The organism is Spirosoma sp. KNUC1025 (assembly GCF_045160025.1).
Classification (GTDB): Bacteria; Bacteroidota; Bacteroidia; order Cytophagales; family Spirosomataceae; genus Spirosoma.
Map to the genome: position 1 here is coordinate 6,252,015 of NZ_CP087139.1, position 22,670 is coordinate 6,274,684.

Genomic DNA, 22,670 nt, shown 5'->3' on the forward strand with positions numbered 1-22,670 from the left:
AAATTGACGGCTAAAACTCATTTTCGGCCACTATTCCCGCTCTACCAGAATCTACATGCAATGCCTCAACTCTGCTGCCTGCTCCTCTTCCTGCTGAGCTGGACCAATCTCCGATTACTTGCCCAGCCGGTAAAGATACACGCTGCCGACGTATTGGTTATGCCTTTTGGCCGAACAAACCGGATTACGTACAATCTAAGAACGGGCACCGCAACGGTGACCTATAATCGCACCACCATCATTTCCGGCGCATTTGCCGCAGCCCGAACGGGCAGTATCGACCTGAGCAGTAAACTGTATCAAAATCACCGATTCGATAAAACGCCTTTACACGACGCGTTTGGCACCGGCACACGCTACGTCATTACGCTAACGGGCAATGGATTGCCTACGATGCAGCAGGTGTTTGATACGTATGCCGACAAAGCTTACTTTTTCACCGAGGTCAGCCTGAGCGGTCCGTCTGTCAGCAGCAATTATCTGGCTCCACTGGTTGCTAATCAGGTAAATATTGGTGCTGCTGGTAATAACCGGGCGTTGTTCGTTCCGTTCGACAACGATACGTTTATTCGCTATAATGCCAAATCCATGAGCAGTAAGCTTACAAATGTGAGTTCGGAAGTAACGGCCGTTTATGAAAACACAACCCGGAAGGGTCTTGTGGTTGGCTCAGTAGAGCATACCGTCTGGAAAACCGGCATCCGAACAACGGGCACAGGGCCGCAGCTTACAGAACTAGTGGCCTGGGGCGGGTATACGGACTCAACCATTACCCGCGACAAAAAACCACACGGCACATTGACCGGCACACGCGTGAAGTCGCCGAAAGTATTTGTCGGTTATTTCAGCGACTGGCGGCTCGGGATGGAAGCGTACGGCAAAGCCAATCAACTTGCTGAGCCCCGCTACGTATTTGAGTGGAAAAAGCCAGCGCCTTTTGGCTGGAACAGCTGGGGGTCGATTCAAACTAAACTCTCGCTGACAAATGCCAAAGAGGTCGTCGATTTTTTCGCGCAGCATTTAACAGGGTTTCGGAACGACGGCACCGCGTATATCGACCTGGATTCGTATTGGGATAATTTGTCATCAGGTGGGCTAAAAGGCGATTTCAGCCAGTTGAAGCAGTTTGCCGACTATTGCAAAGCCCAGCACCTGAAACCCGGCATTTACTGGGCACCGTTTGTCGACTGGAACAAACGCGACCGGGCAGTTGAAGGCAGTACGTATCGCTACAGTGACATCTGGGCCAAAGTCAACGGAAATTACCATGAGCTGGATGGCGCCCGCGCCCTCGACCCTACACACCCCGGCACGCAACAACGGCTGGCCTACGTAATCAACAAGTTTAAGGAATGCGGTTTTGAGCTGATCAAGATCGATTTTATCGGCCATGCCGCCATCGAAGCCGACAAATACCATGATACGACCGTAACGACCGGGATGCAGGCATTTCGAAAAGGCATGGAATATCTGAATGATCAGCTCGCTGGTCAGATGCTGGTTTACGTAGCTATTTCGCCGAGTCTGGCTACCGGCCGGTATGCCCATATGCGCCGGATTGCCTGCGATGCCTTTCGCTCCATCGCTGATACGCGTTATACACTCAACAGCACTACCTACGGCTGGTGGCAAAGCTATCTATACAGGTACATCGATGCGGATCACATTGTATTTGGTATGGAATCAGAGGGGTTAACCGCGCCCGACTGGCATCCGCTATTGTAACGGGCACGCTCATTACCGGCGATAATTATGCTACGCCGGGGCAATGGACCAGCCGAGCGCAGCACTTGTTACAGAATCCTGATATACTGATGATTGCCAAAGACGGTATTGCCTTCCGGCCTGTCAATGGCAACACCGGCGAGTCGGCAAGCAATTTATTCGTGCGAGAAACCGACCGTTACGTTTACATCGGCGTATTCAATTACGAAGGGAGCACCACCCTACCAATCGATCTTGCCCGAATCGGGCTGCGCCCCGGCCGTTACGTCATGAAGGAGCTTTACAGCGGAGCTACGCAAACTGTTTCAGGAACCATGTCGATTCGGTTTGACGGCCCCGACGCGCATGTATATCGGATTGACAAGCAGACACTTACTTATCCCAAAAAATAATACCGTCGCGGGTTATCCAGGCATGGGTTGTCGATTCGTATTTGTCGATCTGGTCGCCCCCGCCCCCTAGTCGCGGGTCATTTTCCTGCTTCATCCAGGCTTCCAGGCGCTGCCCAAGTGCTTTCGTCGTTTGCGCATAGCCTGCTTCCCCAGCCCGGTTGTGCAGGTTATAGGGATCATCTTTCAGGATGTACAATTCTTCCGCTGGCCGTTTGTCGAAGCCTAACGTAAACAGATTTTTTACAGCGGCATCTTTTCGGTGATCCATCATATAAATTTTGGTGGGCCCGCCATCCACATCGCCAAAAATTGAGGGCGTGTTTGGGATGGTTTCGTCACCGGCAGGCATTCGATCCGGGCGAAAGTTTTGGATGTACAAATACTCGTTCGTTCGGATGGCCCGCATTGGATAACCCGCTCCGTTGTCGAATTCGGCCCGGCATAGGCAGTGCCGTTCGCGCTCCAGAAAAACCTCCGACCGATGAATCGGTTTTTGCCCAGCCAGTACAGGCACCAGACTTATCCCGTCAAGTTCGGGCCGTTCCTTCACCCCCGCCCAATCCAGAAAAGTAGGCATCAGATCAATCAGGTTTACAAACGAATCGTTACGTTTCGGCTGACTGGCCGCTTCCGAAAAACGGCTGATCAATAAAGGTACCCGCGTACCGTAATCGTACAGGTTTGCCTTGGCATGCGGAAACGGCATTCCGTTATCAGAAGCAACAACAATGATGGTGTTTGCCAGTTGTCCCGAGCTTTCCAGTTTTGTAAGCAGGTCGCCAATTTCCCGATCGAACCGTTCCACTTCCGACAGATAGTCGGCTACATCACTTCTAATTTCCGGCACATCAGGCAAAAACGCGGGCAGCCGAATTTTTTGGGGATCAATACCCGCTTTTTTACCATCGCCCAGCGTGAAGGGCCGGTGTGGGTCGTTTGTGCCGAACCAGAAAAAGAAAGGCTTGTCTTTTGGCAACTGATCAATAAAAGGTCCAAATCCCAGCTTTGCTGAATCGCCTGCCGGGTTTTGGGTATAGCCCATTTTCAGGAAATCGCCCGGCGCCCAGCCTTTACGGTCAAACGCAACGGAATACCCTTCTTTTTCAAGCAATTGCACGTAAGTCGGTACGCTATGGTCGAGCCGTCCGCAGAGGTTTACGCCTTCTCCGAGATTATGCGGATAGCGCCCGGTCAGCATTGCGGCCCGCGAGGGCGTACACGATGGCGAAGCACAATACGCATTAGTAAAAACTGTGCCATGCTGCGCCAGGCGATCAAGATTCGGCGTCCGGATCGAACTGTCTCCATAAATACTGGCATACGGATAACTCCAGTCGTCGGCCAGAATAAACAGGATGTTGGGCCGCGATGGGGCCTGCTTCTGACAGGCCGACAGCGCAAATAAGGCTAAGCAGAGAACACTAATCAGGCGATAGACGGATTTCATAACAGCGGGTAGTTTCCCGAAAAATAGCAGGAAGCTACGTTCTTAAAAAATTCCGTCACATAGAATCTCTCGGCTATTTCTCCACCTCAAAAGCAAGCAGTACGTTACCCGGCATTTCGCCAAACATTCCGTAGCCCGAATTGACAAACAGCATTCCATCGGAAATAACGGGCGAGGGTCCATCAATGGCACCACCTTTTCCATCGATACCGTTGACCGTCTGGTAGGGTTTCACTGTATCGTAATCCCATAGAATTTTTCCATCGGCTGTTGAATAAGCCCGCAAATGGCCATCGAGCGCACCGGCAAAAACAACCCCCGGAATAACGGTCGGAGCAGCCGAATTAGCTTCCAGACAATCTTTCTTTCCATCGCAGGACGGTGCGGGTGTTTTCCAGACGACATGCCCCGTTGTTACGTCCAGCGCAAACAGGCCGGGCGACGGTTTGATCAGCGAATCAACCTTGGGGTTAATCCCGTATTTGTTATCGGCATTAGCCGCATAAACCAGTTTGCCATCGGAAGCCATGCCCCAGTGAATGCCGCCCAAAGCGCCACCGTGACCGATACGGGTTTGCCAGACTACGTTTCCATTGTCAGGGGATAAGCCGTAAACGATACCCGCTTTTTGCCCGACTACCAGTAAATCGCGCCCGCCGGGCTGTTTCACCAGAATCGGTGCCATTCCGAAATCATAATCCGGCCCTACCTTCTCCGGGCAGTTGGGATTTCCCGGACAGGCCAGGTTCCACGTATCGTCTCTGGTTGCCTGAAACGACCAGACCAGTTTCCCGGTTTTCAGGTCCAGCGCCTGGATGGCGTCGCTGGTCGTGGTGGCCGGTGACGTATAGTTCTCGCCCGTTCCATAATAAAGTAACCCTCGTTTTGCGTCGACGGTAGGGCTACTCCACACGATTGCTCCCGATGGCCCGTAAAATGCAGAACCGTCTTTCCTTTTACCAGCAACCTTTGCCTCATCAGCAATAACCCGATGCCGCCAGATTGCTTTTCCCGACCGGGCATCCAGCGCGACAATCTCGCCCGACGATGAGCAGCAGGGGTAAGTGGGGTCCAGAACGGAAGCAACCTCTATCGATGTCAGGGGTACGTACACTTTATCGTCGTACACAGCAACGGAGCCCGTATTGCCCGACTGCGGGTGCTGACCGGTTTTACTTTCCCAGAGTAATTTGCCCGTTGTTACGTCCAGCGCGTAAACATTCGTATTGTTGTCGCAAAAGAAAGCACGAAGTCCGTCACGGTTCTGCACGACCGAAATGGCACCCCGTATGGCCGACTTTGCCAGAAAGCGCCAGCCAATTTTGCCGCTCTGCTTATTGAGGCAGTATACTTCGCCGAACTGGCTTCCCACGATCAGCCAGTTGCCCACAATAGCGGGCTTGCTACGTACCTGATTGGCTTCCGGAAATGCAAACGCCCATTTGAGTTTAAGTTTCCCGACGGTTTCGGCCGATATGCCAGCTTGTTGCGCCGATCGGTAACCGGTACCTTCCAGATTACCACCCCAGCCTGAATGCTGAATCACCGGACTTTTGCTGGCCGTAAGCGTAAACGGTTCGTAAGCTTCTTTCGGGATCGGACTGTCTTTCATCACTTTCCCCGTCAGCCATTGCGCCACGGCTTTTCGCTGCTCTGTCGTTAGCTCTTTGGCCTGCACTCGCATTTTGCCGGTTTCGAGGGCCGCGAAAATTGCCCGTGGGGGCATCTGAGCCAGCACCAGATAGCCCGGTGCTCCCACGCCAGCGTCAGCTTTATGGCAGTTGTTGCAGGTAGCCATATATACTTTCTGTCCCTCAGGTAAGGCGGCCGTATTGGCCGTCTGGGCAAAAACGTTACTCGACTGAAGCAGTAACAAACCAACCCCGTATAAAGACGATTTCAATAAAGACGACGCAACAGAATGGCAATGACTTTTCATAAGGTAAACGGATTTAGCTTAGACAATAAAACATCCCACTAGGAATAAAAGTCGCCATAATCCATTGACCAGCAGCCTCTTTTCAGACAAACGGTCGTTTACTCGTGGTAAACGACCGTTTGCGCCTGACGAATTATGGTCTCATTTTGCCGAGATAATCAAAACCAACCCCATTACGTAACAGACGCCCATAAGCATCAGGTATCGGTTGGAAATGGCAGGTGCGCTGCGAAACTCATGCCAGATAAATACGCCCCAGAGTACGGCAATGATGGTGGCTCCCTGGCCCAGCCCATAGCTGATCGCATACCCGGCAGCCCCCGATGCCAGCAAACTCGACGCCATACCCAGACACCAGATCATCCCGCCGAGCATGCCAATCCGATGACTGCGACTGCTGACATCGCTGTACGTAATTTCATCGTCGGCAGGCTTACCCGTAAAACGTCGCAGAATGGGCAGAAACAGCGGTGTGCTCACCACTACGCCCAGGCCGAACAGCACCAATGCCGTATAAGGCGTCAGCAACCCAGCGTCAGGATTGGCAAAGTCCGTCGCCATCGCTTTAGCAACGAAATAGAAGAAAAAACTCATCAGGAATCCCCCAACCAGCGAAATCACCAGACCTTTTGTACTGACTGACTGATCAGTACTGGCTTTGGAGCGGTAGGCCAGGGCACTGAAAACGACGGCCAGAAAGATTGAAAAAACGCCACCGGCCAGCAAACCGGCGGCTCCTACCGGCGATAGAATATAATTGACCACCACGCCAAGAATCAGCGCCAACCCAATACCAACGGGCATGGCAACGGACAGGCCTGCCAGTTCGATACCGACGACAATCAGAATATTAGCAATATTAAAAATAAAGCCGCCTACCAGGGCATAGAACACATTCTGGGTATCGGCCTGCCGCAGATCCGTCAGAAAAGGCCGCCCCTGCGTTCCAACACTGCCCAGCGTAAAGGCCAGTACCAGACTCAGTAATAGAATCCCATAGGTATAGTCGCGATAGTAAATGGTTGTTGGTACGGACTGTGTCGTTAATTTCTGCGTGTTGGCCCATGACCCCCAACAGAGCATGGTGAGAAAACAGACGACAACAGCCACCGGATACTGATTGATGATGAACATACGTTTGCGTTTATGAAGGTTAAGAACACCGAGCTTTCGTGATGGAATGGATTAGCAGAAAGCCAGTTAAAAGACAAAACCGACAATGGGTTGTTTCCTACCTTTGCCTCATGAATTACTTCTATTTGTTACTTGCTTTTATAGTTGGTCTGGCCATTACGGTACAGGCCGGGGTGAATGCCAATCTGCGTCAGGCAATGGCCAGTCCGATTCTGGCGGCAGCCATCTCGTTCGGGTCGGGCTTTGTTATACTGGTACTGCTTTTTCTGGCTTCGGGCGGGTCAACACCACCCGCAGAGACCATCCGGCAGGTGAGCTGGTGGAAATGGATGGGGGGCCTTATGGGCGCTGTTTACATGATCACGGTGATTGTCAGCGTAACAAAAATCGGAACGGCGAACCTGGTGAGTCTGAGTGTAGCGGGCCAGTTAGTCGCGGCTCTCGTTCTGGATCACTACGGTCTGTTAGGCTTTGCTCATCATCCGGCCAATACCTGGCGATTGCTGGGCGTATTCCTGATTATTGCGGGCGTACTGCTGGTAGTGAAAAATTAATGCGTACTGAATAATACGTAATGTACAATGGCTACCAAGAACAAGCCTGCCTAACTATTGTTCATTATACATTATTCATTATACATTATTCATTACACATCATGGCAATCAGTTATCGCTTTTACCCTCTCTCCTGAACGTATTCGCACGCTATCTGAACGGAGGCAATCTATCCGTGCAGGAGTTGATCGACTCGATCAATCGCGTTCCCACACCCACTACGGCTGCTCAGGAACGCGGTATTTCGTTCGAAGAGGCCATTGTGAAAGGTACGGACGAAGCCCGCTTCAACCCGACAATTGTTCAGAAGGTACGTAAGCTGTTGCCTCGTCCGATTGTCGATACGCAGGTGTATTGCCAGTGGGAAATTGAAGACGTACTGTTTTACGGCTACGTCGATTTAATTGGCAAATTCAAGGCTGTGGATTTAAAAACTACCTCCTCATACCAGCCTGGACGCTACGTTCATAACCATCAGAATCTGTATCTCCACGCACTCAAGCGCAAAGGAATTAAACTGATGGAATACGTCATTACCGATTTTAGCGATGTATATGTGGAGAGCTATCCATTAACGCACCCGATTGAAAAGCAGTTGGAAGAGATTCGGCTGTTCAAGGCTTTTCTGGAAGAATACCGGCCCCTGATTACCGACAAAAAGATTTTTGTTGCGCCCGGCGAAGACGCTGATGCCCGACGAGCCCGCACTGAATAACCCTCCGTCGATTATCTATTCTGCCATTTGCTCAATCACCATTAGCGGCTGGAGCCTATTCGTTGTACCTTGTAGCCATGCTTCAGCGTACGTTTCATCTGTATCAGCGGGCCTATCAGGGTCTTTCGCCGTCGGTATGGTTACTGGCTGGTGTTATGCTCATCAACCGATGCGGCACAATGGTCTTGCCATTCATGACGCTGTACCTGACCGAGCATCTGCATTATTCCGTTACGCAGACTGGCGCCGTCATGGCGATTTACGGAGCAGGCGCTTTTGTCGGTACGTTCTTTGGCGGTCGACTAACAGATCGGTTTGGTTTTTACTACGTCCAGTTGCTTAGCCTTCTGTTTGGCGGGGCATCCTTGCTGGGTTTACAATTCATCACTAATTTTTATCTGCTCTGCGGCAGCGTATTCTTTTTTACGCTGTTTGGTGATGCGTTCCGTCCGGCTAATCAGGCGTCGATTGCCTACTATTCGGAGCCAGAAACACGTACCCGTGCCTTCTCGTTCAACCGGCTGGCCATCAACCTGGGCTGGGCGGTTGGCGGTGGTGTAGGTGGCTGGCTAGCCGGGATTGACTACAGTCTTCTTTTCTGGACGGATGGCCTGACCTGCATCGTAGCGGGAATTGTTCTATGGCTGTATCTGCCCGTACCCGCTACCCTACATACCGATGCCGCCGGCAAACGATCAGATACCCGACTGGCCAACACCACCGACGTAGCAAAATCGCCCTATCACGACCGTACCTTCCTGGGTTTTGTGGTGTGCAATACGTTGTTTCTCATTGCGTTCATGCAGTTTTTTACGATTGTGCCTTTGTTTTTCAAGGAGATACTCCACATAACCGAAGGAACCATTGGTTTATTGATGGCGCTAAATGGGTTGCTGGTAGTTAGTATCGAAATGGCGCTGGTCTACGCAGTTGAGCAGCAAAAACGGGCAAAGCTGAGCCTCATTACGCGGGGTGTGCTGTTTACGGCTGCTTCGTTTGTGGTGCTAACAGTACCCGGCGGGACGGCTCCATTGGGCATACACCTTTCCGGATTAGGCATTGCTCTGGCGTATATTTTGCTGGCTACGCTCAGCGAAATGCTGGTTATGCCCTTCCTTCAATCGCTAACGGTTGAGCGATCAAGTCTGGCAACGCGCGGTCAGTATCTGGCACTTTACGCCATGAGCGGTGCGCTGGCTCAAACGATGGCTCCCGCTCTGGGCTCACTGATGGTGGCACAATTCGGCTTTACTGTGCATTGGCTGATTATTGCGGGTGTTAGTCTGCTCTCGGCCGGTGGATTTTGGCAACTGGGCTTAAAAACTGCCCAAAACTCATCTGTTTATAAAGTGCCTCCAACGGTAGGGTCGACTTAAGGGTCAATGTATCAAACCCGACTGCTATGAAATCAATTCTTGCTGCTCTGCTGGTACTTTTGTTTAGTGCGTCCTGCCACCATGAAGAGTTGACGCCTAAAGATTTACCAGCCTGCATTCAAAGCATCATCAGTCAGAATGGCTCGTGGAGGTCAGGAGATCGTCTGATAGCCATTTACCGCTATAAATACCAAAAGCGTTACGTATATCTTGGCATATCAGACTGTTGCGACTTTTACAACTTCTTGTTCGACAATAACTGTCAAATCCTATGCGCACCCAACGGTGGATTTTCGGGCGGGGGCGATGGCAAATGTCCTGATTTTTCGAAAGAAGCTACTGAACAAACGGAAATATGGGTAAAGCCCCAGTAATCTATTTTATCTAATTTTCCTGTCCCCAACTTTCTTTACGACCTTTGCGAATATCAATGAGTGAAAGGGTGAATGAGCGAAAGAGCGATTGGCTGACGTGGATTAAGTTTAGTCGTTTGCTCCTCCACCCTTTCGCTCATTCGCTCATTCACCCTTTCGCTCATTAGTATCTTGAAACTCTGGCAAAAAGAAGGCGTAAATACCGCCGAACAAATTGAACGCTTCACCGTAGGGCGCGACCGCGAAATGGACCTGTACCTCGCTCCGTTCGACGTACTGGGCAACCTCGCTCATGCGCAGATGCTCGAAACGATCGGTCTGATTTCTACGGATGAATTAAAAATGATGAATGATGAATTGAAACTCATTTATCAGCAAATTCAAAAGGGGCAGTTCGAGATTGAAGAAGGGATTGAGGATGTCCATTCGCAGGTAGAGCTGATGCTCACCCGCGTACTGGGCGACGTCGGAAAGAAAATCCATTCGGGCAGGTCGCGCAATGATCAGGTACTGGTGGATCTCAAACTCTTTACCCGCGACCGGCTCTGGCACGTAGCGGAAGCTGTGCACCGCGTTTTCAATCGCCTGATTGACCGTTCCGAACAGCACAAAGGCGATCTGTTGCCGGGCTACACCCATTTGCAAATTGCCATGCCATCGTCGTTTGGTCTGTGGTTCGGCGCCTATGCCGAAGCCCTTGCCGACGACATGCTCACGCTGCAAACGGCCTACCGGCTTGCCAACCGGAATCCGCTGGGTTCGGGTGCCGGCTATGGGTCGTCGTTTCCGCTCAACCGGACGCTCACCACGGAATTGCTCGGTTTCGAAGGCATGCATGTCAACGTAGTATATGCCCAGATGAGCCGGGGAAAAACCGAACAAACAGCCCTTACGGCCCTGGCAGCCGTTGCCGCTACGCTCTCGCGAATGGCTATGGACATCTGCCTGTACAATAGCCAGAATTTCGGCTTTCTGATTTTACCCGATGCATTAACTACGGGCAGCAGCATCATGCCGCACAAAAAAAATCCTGACGTAGCGGAGTTGTTGCGAGCGAAAACCAACCGGTTAAAAGCGCTGCCCATGGAAATAACGCTGGTGATGAGCAATCTTCCCTCAGGCTACCACCGCGACATGCAGTTGCTGAAAGAGATTCTGATGCCTGCGTTTGACGAAATTCTGGACTGCCTCGACATCACGGACTTTATGCTCGAACACGTTCAGGTGAAACCGAACCTGCTCGATGATTCTAAATACGATCTGCTGTTCAGTGTTGAGCGCGTAAATGAGCTGGTGCTGCAGGGTGTTCCCTTCCGGGAAGCGTATCGAACCGTCGGCAAAGAGATTGCCGAGCACACCTACGTACCGCCCCGCGAATTGCATCACACGCACGAAGGAAGTATTGGCAACCTCGGTAACGATCTGATTATTCAAACGATGAGCGAAGCCATACGCGGTTTTGGCGCCAATAAAGCGCAGGAAGCAATTAGTAAGTTGCTGGGTTATTAAGGGGTATAGGGAGGAAAGGGAGTAGCGGGAGGATGGAAATAGATGTGCGTGTTTTCTCTTTCCCCTCCTCCCCTTCCTCCATTTCTAATCCTATTCCACCCGATACGCCACCAGTTTATTCTTGAAGAAAGTAGGGATTATCAGAAGTTTCTCTTTCTCAACGTAGTCAATATCAGCCGAGTTGATTTTGTCGCCACGGGTATCCAGCAACTGTTCTTTCGTTCCGTCAGCCTTTACGTGGAAGACCTGCCCGTTCCAGTCCGAAACGAAAAAATTGTTTTTCCCTTCCGACACAATGCCATCCGTGGCGGCCATACCATCGGCCAGAGTCGTTATCGTTTTCGTGGTCAGATACATTGCCCGCAAAGCGCCAATTTTCGTACTGCCGATCATCAATTTATTTTTCCCAACCGCTAGTAACCCGTTCGGTTTGTTGAGTTGCTCCCCTTCGGCCAGCACTTCCCACTTGTCGTCTTTCAACCGGTATATCTTATCGAATTTGCTGTCAGACACGTAAACAGTGCCATCTTTGGCCACCGTTACGTCGTTCAGGAATGATTCCTTTCCGATGGCATCCCAGGTTTTTTCGGCCTGACCATTTGCCGTGTTGATACACACCAGGCGATAAACATCCGTTACGTACAATTTATCTTTGTAGAGACCCATTCCCTTCGGTGCATTCAAGCCCGAGGTCCAGCGCAGGTTTTCAATTTTACCATCCAGCGACACCTTTGAAATAAAGCCACTGCCGTCGAGTGAGTCAGATTTACCGTCGATGTTCGCTACGTACAGAGTGTTGTTTCCGTCGTAGAGCACCGATTCGGGGGTACGTAACGTCTCATCCGTTTCCCAGGCTTTTACCAGTTTCAATGGTTTTGGCCGAACGGGTGGAGGAGTCAGCGCAATCAGGCTGATGCCTGTCAATAAACTACTCACAACCAAAGCGAATTGCTTCATAATTTGCTAGATAGTAAACGGTAAAAAATATATGAAAAAAATTCGTTGTATCATGCCGGGCTGAAATCCGCATTCGAGGCTGTGAACGGAAGGCCTAATATGATTATTCTAACTACCTGTTTTTCGCCCCCGTCCAATCAGGAAACAATCTACAGATGCGTGTGTTCTAAAATTTCGCACGCTAAAAAACTAAGGGTATGGAAAACGTTCAGCTTCGTGCTTATCAAGTACAATCTCCTACTGGCCAACTCAAAGAGAGCATCCGCGATATGATCCGGCTGCAGCGAGATTATCAACTTTCAGACGAACTGTTCTGGGAAGTTTTTAACGTACGGGTGCTGCTCGATGAGCAGATCGACGTCGATGAATTCGTAAGCGACCTCAGCGAGCCGGTTGCGTGCGCCTAGCTCCTTCTCGACCGTATTGCATTATTTATCACCGGGTTTCGGTCCGCACCAATAGCGTATGTCGCTTTGTTCGGGACCGGAATCCGGTACGTTGTTTTTTAGCTTAAGTGTACGGCAAACAAGGCTTTAGATCGCGTATAGACGTATCCCACGACCAGCAACGTAACAACACCACCGAGCGCCACGGAGGGTACGGTCCCTAAAAGCCGGGCCAGCAGGCCAGACTCAAACGCGCCAATTTCATTCGACGAACTCACAAAAATGCCGTTCACAGCAGCTACACGCCCACGCATATGATCGGGCGGGAAAATTTGCAGAATCGTCTGGCGAATAATAACGCTCACACTATCGAAGGCCCCGGTCAGCCCCAGCATAATAAGGGAGAGGTAAAAGTTGGTAGACAGCGAAAAAATGATGGTAGCTATACCAAAACCCGTTACGGCCAGGAGCATATTTCGCCAGGCGTTGTGCGTGGGTGGATGTTTGGTCATGTAGCCCATCGTCAGCAGCGCACCAATAGACGGTGCCGCCCGCAGAAAGCCCAGCCCTTCAGCACCCACATGCAGAATATCTTCGGCAAAAACCGGCAGAATGGCCACTACGCCCCCAAACAGTACCGAAAACAGATCGAGTGAGATGGCATACAGAACGATCTGTGTTTTGTAAACAAACCGAAATCCTTCTTTCAGACTCTCGCGAAGGCCCTGGGCGGGTTCGTTACTTACCGGAACAGGCTTACGTTCGATGAGCGTAATCAGCACAAAACAGACCAACAGCAACCCGATCACAACGATCAGCGAGTTATCGAAACCCACCCAGTTGTACAGAAAGCCCGCTACGCCCGGCCCTACAATAGCGCCTGCCTGCCAGAATGAACTATACCACGTAGCAGAATTGGCGTACAGTTCGCGGGGCACTAAAAACGGTTTCAGCGACGAACTGGCTGGCGAATAAAACCCTTTGGCCGTACCGATCAGCATCAATACACCGTAGATGGTAGCTAATCGCGCGGTTTGCGATAAGCCAGCCGCAACGGATGGCTGAAAAACCAGATACAGAATAACCGAACTTAAGATAATCACCAGCAGACTCCACAACAGGATGCTTTTTTTGTCGCGCCGGTCGGCCAGGTGGCCGCCAAACAGCGACAGCGCAATGAACGGGATCGCTTCGGCCAGTCCAACCAGTCCTAACATCAACGGATCGTGCGTAATTTTGTACAGTTCGTACCCCAGAATCACCTCCTGAATCAGCAACGTAACGGTGATCAGGAAGCTATTCATGACGAAATAGCGAAATTCTGGAATGCGAAGCGATGCGTAGGAGTCGTTGGAGTATTGCTGAACCATTCGATTAACCAGCCAATCGTAGATTTGCTGCTTTGTTTAGTTAATCAACCCCAAATAATGGAATCTCAGTTCAGGACACGCGTTAAAATTTGCTGCATTAGCAGCATTACCGAAGCGCAGCTAGCCGTTCGGCTTGGGGCCGATGCGCTTGGGCTGGTCGGCCGGATGCCCAGTGGTCCCGGCGTAGTGGTTGACGAGATCGCGGCCCAAATCGTACGGATGACACCTCCACCTGTTGCTACGTTCATGCTCACGAGCGAACTTACTACGTCCGACATCGTTGCGCATCAACGTCGCGTCGGTGCCAATACCATTCAGATTGTCGACGCTGTTCCGCCCGAAACCCACGCAGCGCTACGTATTGCGCTGCCCGCCGTAAAACTGGTTCAGGTCATTCACGTGATTGACGAGCGGAATATTGAGGAGGCTCTGAAAGCGGTTCAGGATGGGGCCGATGCGCTCCTGCTCGATTCAGGCAACCCGACGCTAACGGTGAAAGAATTAGGGGGCACTGGCCGGGTACATAACTGGCAAGTAAGCCGCCGGATCGTAGAGCAATCGCCCGTACCGGTGTTTCTGGCGGGCGGTCTGAATCCTGATAATGTTCGGCAGGCTGTCGACACCGTACAGCCGTTTGGCCTCGATATCTGTAGTGGCGTTCGCAGCAATGGCCATCTTGACGAACGTAAACTCGAAGCGTTTATGGGAGCCTTGATATAGTGTAAAGTTGGAAGCGCGGTGCCTGAAGTACAATTGAAATCCCTGCAACAGGCTCACAACTCAATGCCACAAAAAAAAGCCCAGGCCAATCGGTCTGGGCTTTTGCTGGTTAAGCTACATATCAGGTGTTACAATCAGTCCTGTTCTGTGCTCTTTGTTCCCTGCATTACTTACGCAACGGAAATTTCTTTAACAGCTTTTTCTTCTTTTACTTCGACTTTAGGCAGCTCGACGGTCAGGATACCATCGGTATAAGCAGCCTTAATTGCTTCGGCGTTTACCGTTTTGGGCAGACGGAAGCTGCGTTCGAATGAGGTGAAACCAAACTCATGACGGGTGAATTTTTCCGTCGTTTCTTCCGATTTCACTTCAGCATTATACGCAATCGTCAGCTTGTTATTTTCTACGTTCACTTTCAAATCCTCTTTTTTCAGGCCGGGAGCGGCCAATTCGAGTTGGAAAGCGGTTTCCGTTTCTTTTACGTTAACAGCCGGTACGTTTGGGGTACTGTTGTGATAACGGTTGATAACCGGACGGCTGTAGAAAGGATTAAAGAAAGTAGGGAAGTTGTTATATCGAACTAAAGTTGCCATGATCTTAGCGTTGTTTTCGTTTATGTTGGGTTGTATACTGTCAAACACAACCTCTCTATTACAAAGCTTGTACCAAAGCAACTTTAGCGGAAATCAATGACAAAATGTCATTATATTTTAATATCGCACCAAAGTCTAAGACATTTTGTCGGTAAATCTTGGTATTTGTTTTCTCTATCAACTAATCTGTTGGCATAATAATCTGTTAGTTATTATAACAGATTGGCTTACGACCGAACCTAAATAGGACGTAATTACTTATTTTAGACGATCTTGAACAAGGGCTATAAGTTGGTCAAATCGTTGATTCATTTCCTGGCGAAGACCGCCGATTTCAGTATCAATTTTTTGATCAATCTGTTTCAACCCATCCCGAACTTCCTGCTTAAACTCATTAAGGCTAACTGTCAGATTAGCCGTCCCTTTGGCAGCTAACTCAGCATTAGCATTTCCACGTACGGCTACATCAAGTATCTGGCCGTTAGTCTCTATCAGGCGATCAACTTTCTGGGCGGTTTCGGCAACTATTGGTTCTAGTTGGTTAAGACGTTTTTCTGGTGTCATAGATTATTAAATATAGTGGGTTATTCTTTTTATTCAAATCGTAAGTGCTTTACTGAGTCGCCGGACGACTCGAGTTCGAGCAGGGCGTCGATACCGATTTCAAGATGCTGATTGACGAACTGACTGGTTACGCGCTTATCACTTTCCTCGGTTTTAACCCCCTCAGGTACCAGCGGATTATCGGACACTAACAGCAGAGCCCCGTGCGGAATGGAATTGACAAAGCCAACCGTAAAGATGGTAGCCGTCTCCATGTCGATGGCCATGGTACGGAGTTCGCGCAGGTAATCTTTGAAGGGTTCGTCGTGCTCCCAGATACGGCGGTTCGTTGTATAAACCGTACCCGTCCAGTAATCCAGTTCGTATTTTTTGATTGTCGATGATACAGCCCGCTGCAACCGGAATGAAGGCAGCGCTGGGATTTCGGGACGCATGTAATCGTTGCTGGTACCTTCGCCCCGGATAGCGGCAATGGGCAGAATAAGATCGCCAATCTGGGTTTTTTTCAATCCTCCGCATTTGCCCAGAAACAACACCGCTTTGGGTTCAACCGCCGAAAGCAAATCCATAACCGTAGCCGCCATAGCACTACCCATACCAAAATTGATGATGGTAATGTTATTGGCTGTAGCCGTCTGCATGGCCCGACCGATGCCGAAAATCTCAACGTTGAATTTTTGAGCGAACAGCTCAACGTAATTAATAAAATTGGTTAGCAAAATGTATTCACCAAACTCCTCGATGGGCGTGCCTGTATAGCGAGGCAACCAATTCTTAACGATTTCTTCTTTTGTTTTCATTAGTTTAAAGAGTGAAAGAGCGAAAGAATGAATGAGCGAAAGTTGATACGAGTTTTTTTCGCTCATTCATTCTTTCGCTCTTTCACTCTTTTATCTTTGAGTTATGGTTACGTTGAACCTCCCCCTTTTGATTGCAAAACTAAGCAAGTAGACGGTAAAGCGTATATTTTTGATTTATTGCGCCGGAAGTACGTCCGATTGTCGCCCGAGGAGTGGGTGCGGCAACACATCGTCAATCTGCTGCTGACCCATTACGCCTACCCGAAAGCATTAATCCGCGCGGAGGGTGGGCTGATCCTGAACCAAATCCAAAAACGTACCGATGTGGTTGTGTTTGACCGGCAGGGGCAACCATTTTTGATCGTTGAATGTAAAGCTCCGCATATTCCGCTTTCGCAAAGCGTTTTTGATCAGATTAGTCGGTACAACCATGTTCACCGGGCCCCTTACATTGTGATCTCCAATGGCATGATGCACTATTGCTGCTGTGTCAATCATGAAACAGCCGAGATCCGGTTTATGGACGACTTTCCGGCATTCGAATAACCAGTGCTTTGCTCGCTTCAGGCGGCTACTTATTCTTACTCAACTTATAATGCGTTATCTTTTCATTCTGCTGCTCTTTTGTCTGACGACCTGTTGCCAGGGCCAGTCGGCCCAAACGTTAAAGTTGCCGGGTCTACAACAACGTGTCGAAATCATCCGCGACCGTTGGGGCGTCAATCACATCTATGCCAAAAATGAGCATGATTTATTCTTCGCTCAGGGGTATTCGGCCGCCCAGGACAGACTTTTTCAGATGGAAATCTGGCGCAGGCAAGCCACCGGCACCGTAGCGGAACTGCTGGGACAGCAGGAAACCAAACGTGATATTGGTACGCGTCTGTTTCGCTTTCGCGGCAACATCGATCAGGAGTTAAAACACTACCATCCGCACGGTCCGCAGATTATACGCGCCTTTGTCGAAGGCATCAACACCTACATTAATCAAATTCTGAAAACGCCCGAAAAGTTACCTTTTGAGTTTGGGGTGCTTAAAACCAGACCGGGCCTCTGGACACCCGAAGTGGTCATAAGCCGCCACCAGGGCTTGCTGGAGAACGTTCGCGATGAGCTTAATTTTGGCCGACTGGTAAAACTGATTGGTCCCGACAAACTGCGCGAACTGCAATGGTTTCACCCGTCTGTGCAGTCAGCAGAGCCAGACCTTACGTTGCATGTAAATGGCGATGAACTGTTTCAGCCAATTCTGGAGCTGTACGAAGCTTTCAGGCTACCGTTAAAATTCCAGGGTCGCGAATCGAAGATTGACGAAAATGAGGCATGTCACTCTAGAGATGCGATAGACAAGTGGTTCGCCACCGAAAAACAGTACGTCGGCTCAAACAACTGGATTATTTCGGGCAAACGGTCGGCTAGTGGATACCCGATGCTGGCCAACGACCCCCACCGGGCACAATCAACGCCTTCGCTACGGTATTGGGTGCATTTGAATGCACCCGGCTGGAACGTTATCGGAGCCGGTGAGCCAACTCTTCCCGGCATTTCGATTGGTCACAATGACTACGGTACGTGGGGGTTGACAATTTTTGAGACAGACAACGAGGATTTGTATGTGTACGAGACCAATCCCGCCAATCCGAATCAGTACCGGTACAAAGGGCAATGGGTTACGATGAAAACGCTGACGGAACGGATTCCGATGAAGAACGGGCAAACGGTTTCGGCAACGTTGAAATATACACGACACGGACCCGTCGTCTTTGAAGATCTCAACCATCACAAAGCGTATGCCGTTCGGGCGGGATGGCTCGAAACGGGCTGCGCACCTTACCTGGCTAGTCTGCGCATGAATCAGGCCCGAAACTGGGCCGAATTCCGGCAAGCCTGTCTGTTCAGTCGAATTCCCGGCGAAAACATGATCTGGGCCGAACGTAACGGAACCATTGGGTGGCAGGTGGTCGGGCTGGCTCCCATTCGTAAAAATTTCACTGGTCTCGTTCCCGTACCCGGCGATGGACGTTTTGAGTGGTCGGGCTACCTGCCGATTCAGCAATTACCCAACAAATTAAACCCGCCGGAAGGGTACGTTGTCACGGCAAACAATAACCTGACGCCCGCTGATTTTCCGTATCGGAACGCAATTGGTTGGGAATGGGCCTCGCCTAGCCGGGCGCACCGTATTGAAGAAGTTCTCAATGATGGGAAACGTAAAAACCTGGTCGATTTCATGGCTTTGCAGGCCGATTACCTGTCGATTCCTGCCCGGACATTAGTTCCGCTGCTGCAATACCTGGCATCACCCAATGACCGTACCGAACAGGCATTAAGTTTGCTGCGTAAGTGGGACTATCAGCTTAAACCAGAATCCGTTGCGGCTGCTATTTACGTAGCCTGGGAAGGGCAACTCAAACAGGCCGTTTATGAACAGAAAGTACCACAGGTAGCGCAACCCTATCTGAAAACCTTGCCGTCCAAGCGGGTTATCGACGCCTTGCTTACCCCAACCCCCGAACGTGACAGCCTGCTGCTCACCTGCCTCGACCGGGCCGTAGCGGAGCTGACTGAGCGGCTCGGCAGTGATACCGACGACTGGGCATATGGGCAGCGAAAAAATAAGCACATCACCTTAACCCACCCCCTTAGTGATCTGGTTGACAAGACAATGCAACAGAAAATCAACCTTGGTCCCGTGTTGCGAGGTGGCTATGCTGAGACCGTTAATGCCACCAGCAACGACCTCAATCAGACGCACGGTGCTTCCTTCCGCATTCTGGTGGATACCGAAAACTGGGACAAAACGCTTGGCATCAATACACCCGGCCAGTCGGGTAATCCGGATAGCCCACATTACGGTGATCTGTTTCCCATATGGGCCGAAAACAACTACTTCCCGGTGTATTTTTCCAAAGAAAAGATCAGGAACGTAGCCGAAACAACCACAACGCTACAACCCTGACTATCAACCCCATTTACGAATTTGATACGTATCTGCTTCAGGTGGCCGTTGACTCATTTGTTAAGAAAAAGCTCATTTATTGTAGCAGCGTGAGTCGCGAAAACACGTATTTCTGCGCCTAAAAACGAGTGGAAATGCGCTTCTACAGAGCCTGATAATAGTGGTACATTTGATTACATAAACCCTACGGACATGCCACTAGCTAATTATAGCGTATTGAAAGGTCACGTAACCGACCGCAAACGCGCCACGCAACAGCAAGCACATTATCAGATTCTGATTGAAGATGATCAGGGCACGAAGTACCGGGTAGCGGTGAATGCCAGGTCGGCCGTGGCGCCATCGGAAGTGAAGTACTTTTTCAGTGACAACTTCTCGCACGAGCTGGTCGACAAGATTACACAGGCGAATCTGGCAACGGGCCTGACTACCGTACCCAACAAACCGAATGGAATTGCCCTCGATTTCGTTCGTCAGAATTTGTTCGATACATCGCAGATGCAGCCGCTCCCGCTCGACGTACCGGGCGAAGACAACGACCTCAACGACAAGATCGATCTGTACGTCAAACGGGCGCTGAATAACCCCGACGCGACGCTTTATGCCTTCGGTGAAACCTGGGGACCAGAAACGCAGGCTGATCAGTATTTTCATTTTCAGCCCGGACGCGGTATTCACGACATTCACATGAACCAGGGGAACGTAGGGCAGTATGTTGCGCAGGATGGCACCTGGCAGGATGGCGGTATCCTGATTCACTTTGCCAGTACGAATCGCTGGGTTGCCCTGTTTCTGGCTTTTCAATCGCAATCGTTCCACACCGATGACAAAGGCCATACTGTTTCTGATCAGCCGGGAAATCCACCCTCGCCCGTGGAAGCAGATTTGCACCTGATTGCCGCGATGGTAAAACCCGTATCAGGCAAACCTGAGCAGGTGTATATCCTGAACGCAACGCCAACCGACATTGACCTGACGGGTTATGAACTGGTTGATAAAGCGAACCGGCATGAAGCACTGAGCGGCCCACTGGCGGCCGGTGCAGTACTGATGTATTCGCTAACGGGGCAGCACGTATTGCTAAGCAACGACGGCGGCTCCATCAGCTTACTCGATCCAACCGGACTGAAAGTATCCGGCGTCGCCTATACGCGGCAGCAGGTCGGGCAGGCAGGGCGATTAGTCGTGTTTTGATAGGATATAAACCGTAGCAGAATCGTTGTTTAATGGTCAGGACACGTATCTGTAATTTGTAATTCGGCCGGTTGGGGAGTTACCTTTGCAATTTGTAATGGAATCCAACCGAATGGACATACAGGAACAGGTAAAAACCGACATCCAACAAGCAATTCAGGCACTCTTCGGCATCACGATCGAGGACGTTGCCTTACAACCCACCAAAAAAGAATTCGAGGGTCTATATACGTTCGTTACGTTTCCGCTAACCAAAGCGCTACGTCAGGCACCTGCGCAGATTGGGCAGGCAATTGGTACGTGGCTGGTCACGAACAGTTCGATTATCAGCAGTTTCAACGTAGTACAGGGCTTTCTGAACATTAACATTGCCGATGTGGCCTGGGTCCGTGCCTTAAACGACATCGCCACTAATCCCGCCTTTGGCACGCTGCCAGCCAATGGGCAGTCGGTTATGGTTGAATTTTCGTCGCCGAACACCAACAAACCGCTTCACCTCGGCCACTTACGGAATAATTTTCTGGGCGATTCGGTCAGCCGCATTCTAACCGCGAACGGCTACGACGTTGTGAAAACCTGTATCGTCAACGACCGGGGGGTTCACATCTGCAAATCGATGCTGGCGTACCAGATGTTCGCAACCGATGCGTCGGGCCGGGCCGAAACGCCCGAGTCATCAGGCATGAAAGGCGATCACCTGATTGGTAAATACTACGTTCTGTTCGACAAAGCGTACAAAGCGCAGGTTGATCAGATGGTAAGCCAGGGAACGCCCAAAGAGGAAGCGGAAAAGAAGGCTCCGCTGATGCAGGAAGTACAGCAGATGCTACGGCTTTGGGAACAGGGCGATCCTGAAACAGTGGCGCTCTGGCGCAAACTCAACGACTGGGTTTATGCCGGTTTCGACGCTACGTACCGCAGCATTGGCGTGAGTTTCGACAAAACATACTACGAATCGAACACCTACCTGCTTGGTAAAGAAGTGGTTGAGGAAGGGCTGGAAAAAGGAATTTTCTACCGCAAAGACGATGGGTCAGTATGGATTGACCTGACGGAAGAAGGGCTGGACCATAAACTGGTGCTACGTTCCGATGGTACGTCGGTATACATGACGCAGGACCTTGGCACAACGGATCTGAAATTTCAGGATTTTCATAACGACCGGCAAATCTGGGTAGTTGGCAACGAGCAGGATTACCATTTCGCGGTTCTGTTCGCCATTCTCCGCCGGTTAGGCCGCCCCTACGCCAATCAGTTGTTCCACCTCTCCTATGGCATGGTCGATCTGCCCACGGGAAAAATGAAATCCCGCGAGGGTACCGTGGTCGATGCCGACGATCTGATTCAGGAAACAACCGACGCAGCCTCGACGGCTGCCGACGAAGCCGCCAAAGGCAAGCTGGACGAATTTAGCGAAAGCGAAAAAACGGCCCTGTTTCAAATGCTGGGCCTGGGTGCGCTGAAATATTACCTGCTGAAAGTTGACCCACAAAAACGGATGCAGTTCAATCCGGCCGAGTCGGTTGATCTGCACGGAAACACAGGGCCGTATATCCAGTACGTTCACGCCCGTATTCAATCGGTTCTGCGTAAAGCGGCTGACATGGGTGTGGCTATCTCGGGAGAAATTCCGGGCGGTACGTTAGATGAGATTGAACAGCAATTGATCTTTCTATTAAGTCAGTATCCACAGCGGGTAGCCGAAGCTGGTACGGACCTGGCGCCTTCTTATATCGGGCAGTACGCCTACGAGCTGGCGAAGACGTTCAACCAGTTTTACGATAAGCTGTCGATCTTGAAAGAAACCGATGCCGTGAAGTTGCAGACTCGACTTGTTTTATCGAAAGCAATTGGTGAAACTATTCGAAAGGCAATGGGTTTATTGGGGTAGAAGTCCCCGAAAAAATGTAGAACAACGCATTCAGATTCAGTACCTAATCGTTTTCCAAAAACCTCTACAAT

Annotated in this window: 19 protein-coding genes and 2 pseudogenes; 13 read left to right on the top strand and 8 right to left on the bottom strand. The window is 50.6% G+C overall.

Annotated elements, in window-relative coordinates:
* Positions 1-60 precede the first annotated feature (60 nt).
* Together LN737_RS27390 and LN737_RS27395 are read left to right on the top strand one after the other, a co-directional pair.
* A complete protein-coding gene (locus tag LN737_RS27390; RefSeq protein WP_405513891.1) occupies positions 61-1,725 on the top strand; it encodes a hypothetical protein in 1,665 nt (554 codons plus the stop codon).
* An 89-nt stretch (positions 1,726-1,814) separates the two neighbouring features.
* Positions 1,815-2,117, top strand: coding sequence for a hypothetical protein (locus LN737_RS27395; protein WP_405513893.1), 303 nt, complete (start codon positions 1,815-1,817; stop codon positions 2,115-2,117).
* Here LN737_RS27395 and LN737_RS27400 read toward each other — a convergent pair.
* From LN737_RS27400 to LN737_RS27410, 3 genes are all read right to left on the bottom strand, one after another.
* Complete coding sequence (locus LN737_RS27400) at positions 2,098-3,564, bottom strand: sulfatase (protein ID WP_405513896.1); 1,467 nt, start codon at positions 3,562-3,564, stop codon at positions 2,098-2,100. The two genes, LN737_RS27395 and LN737_RS27400, sit on opposite strands and share 20 nt — an antisense overlap.
* A 73-nt stretch (positions 3,565-3,637) precedes the next feature.
* Positions 3,638-5,503, bottom strand: a complete 1,866-nt coding sequence (locus LN737_RS27405; RefSeq protein ID WP_405513898.1) for a PQQ-binding-like beta-propeller repeat protein — start codon at positions 5,501-5,503, stop codon at positions 3,638-3,640.
* A gap of 141 nt (positions 5,504-5,644) precedes the next feature.
* Complete coding sequence (locus tag LN737_RS27410) at positions 5,645-6,637, bottom strand: GRP family sugar transporter (RefSeq protein ID WP_405513900.1); 993 nt, start codon at positions 6,635-6,637, stop codon at positions 5,645-5,647.
* Positions 6,638-6,747: 110 nt separating this feature from the next.
* On the opposite strand from LN737_RS27410, the gene LN737_RS27415 reads away from it, so the two are divergent.
* The 5 genes and pseudogenes from LN737_RS27415 to argH all read left to right on the top strand — a co-directional run bounded on the left by LN737_RS27415 (position 6,748) and on the right by argH (position 11,165).
* Positions 6,748-7,191, top strand: coding sequence for a DMT family transporter (locus LN737_RS27415; protein ID WP_405513902.1), 444 nt, complete (start codon positions 6,748-6,750; stop codon positions 7,189-7,191).
* 101 nt (positions 7,192-7,292) lie between these two features.
* A pseudogene (locus LN737_RS27420) lies at positions 7,293-7,906 on the top strand (hypothetical protein).
* A gap of 77 nt (positions 7,907-7,983) precedes the next feature.
* Positions 7,984-9,282 (top strand): MFS transporter, encoded by a 1,299-nt coding sequence (locus LN737_RS27425; protein WP_405513904.1) that lies wholly within the window; start codon positions 7,984-7,986, stop codon positions 9,280-9,282.
* Between the two features lie 26 nt (positions 9,283-9,308).
* Entirely contained in the window at positions 9,309-9,656 is a 348-nt protein-coding gene (locus LN737_RS27430) for a DUF6970 domain-containing protein (protein ID WP_405513906.1), read from the top strand.
* A 171-nt stretch (positions 9,657-9,827) separates the two neighbouring features.
* The gene (argH, locus tag LN737_RS27435) at positions 9,828-11,165 is read left to right on the top strand and encodes an argininosuccinate lyase (protein ID WP_405513908.1); all 1,338 of its coding nucleotides are present in this window, start codon (positions 9,828-9,830) and stop codon (positions 11,163-11,165) included.
* A 90-nt stretch (positions 11,166-11,255) separates the two neighbouring features.
* Here argH and LN737_RS27440 read toward each other — a convergent pair whose 3' ends face one another.
* A complete protein-coding gene (locus LN737_RS27440) occupies positions 11,256-12,122 on the bottom strand; it encodes an SMP-30/gluconolactonase/LRE family protein (RefSeq protein ID WP_405513910.1) in 867 nt (288 codons plus the stop codon).
* A gap of 197 nt (positions 12,123-12,319) precedes the next feature.
* On the opposite strand from LN737_RS27440, the gene LN737_RS27445 reads away from it, so the two are divergent.
* Positions 12,320-12,529, top strand: coding sequence for a hypothetical protein (locus LN737_RS27445; RefSeq protein WP_405513912.1), 210 nt, complete (start codon positions 12,320-12,322; stop codon positions 12,527-12,529).
* A gap of 98 nt (positions 12,530-12,627) precedes the next feature.
* Here LN737_RS27445 and LN737_RS27450 read toward each other — a convergent pair whose 3' ends face one another.
* Entirely contained in the window at positions 12,628-13,878 is a 1,251-nt protein-coding gene (locus tag LN737_RS27450) for an MFS transporter (RefSeq protein WP_405513914.1), read from the bottom strand.
* A 57-nt stretch (positions 13,879-13,935) separates the two neighbouring features.
* Between LN737_RS27450 and LN737_RS27455 the strand changes: the two genes are divergently transcribed.
* A complete protein-coding gene (locus tag LN737_RS27455) occupies positions 13,936-14,598 on the top strand; it encodes a phosphoribosylanthranilate isomerase (RefSeq protein ID WP_405513916.1) in 663 nt (220 codons plus the stop codon).
* A gap of 170 nt (positions 14,599-14,768) precedes the next feature.
* On the opposite strand, the gene LN737_RS27460 is transcribed toward LN737_RS27455, so the two are convergent.
* The 3 genes from LN737_RS27460 to LN737_RS27470 form a co-directional block, all read right to left on the bottom strand.
* Entirely contained in the window at positions 14,769-15,191 is a 423-nt protein-coding gene (locus LN737_RS27460) for an Hsp20/alpha crystallin family protein (RefSeq protein WP_405513918.1), read from the bottom strand.
* Between the two features lie 258 nt (positions 15,192-15,449).
* Complete coding sequence (locus tag LN737_RS27465) at positions 15,450-15,755, bottom strand: hypothetical protein (RefSeq protein ID WP_405513920.1); 306 nt, start codon at positions 15,753-15,755, stop codon at positions 15,450-15,452.
* A 29-nt stretch (positions 15,756-15,784) separates the two neighbouring features.
* Complete coding sequence (locus LN737_RS27470) at positions 15,785-16,555, bottom strand: AMP nucleosidase (RefSeq protein WP_405513922.1); 771 nt, start codon at positions 16,553-16,555, stop codon at positions 15,785-15,787.
* Between the two features lie 96 nt (positions 16,556-16,651).
* Here LN737_RS27470 and LN737_RS27475 point away from each other — a divergent pair, with 96 nt between their 5' ends.
* The 4 genes and pseudogenes from LN737_RS27475 (at position 16,652) to argS (ending at position 22,619) form a co-directional block, all read left to right on the top strand.
* Positions 16,652-17,101, top strand: coding sequence for a type I restriction enzyme HsdR N-terminal domain-containing protein (locus LN737_RS27475; RefSeq protein ID WP_405513924.1), 450 nt, complete (start codon positions 16,652-16,654; stop codon positions 17,099-17,101).
* A 49-nt stretch (positions 17,102-17,150) separates the two neighbouring features.
* Positions 17,151-19,514 (top strand): penicillin acylase family protein, encoded by a 2,364-nt coding sequence (locus LN737_RS27480; protein WP_405513925.1) that lies wholly within the window; start codon positions 17,151-17,153, stop codon positions 19,512-19,514.
* A gap of 192 nt (positions 19,515-19,706) precedes the next feature.
* Complete coding sequence (locus LN737_RS27485; protein WP_405513927.1) at positions 19,707-20,708, top strand: DUF2278 family protein; 1,002 nt, start codon at positions 19,707-19,709, stop codon at positions 20,706-20,708.
* Positions 20,709-20,820: 112 nt separating this feature from the next.
* Positions 20,821-22,619, top strand: a pseudogene (argS, locus tag LN737_RS27490) (arginine--tRNA ligase).
* Positions 22,620-22,670 lie beyond the last annotated feature (51 nt).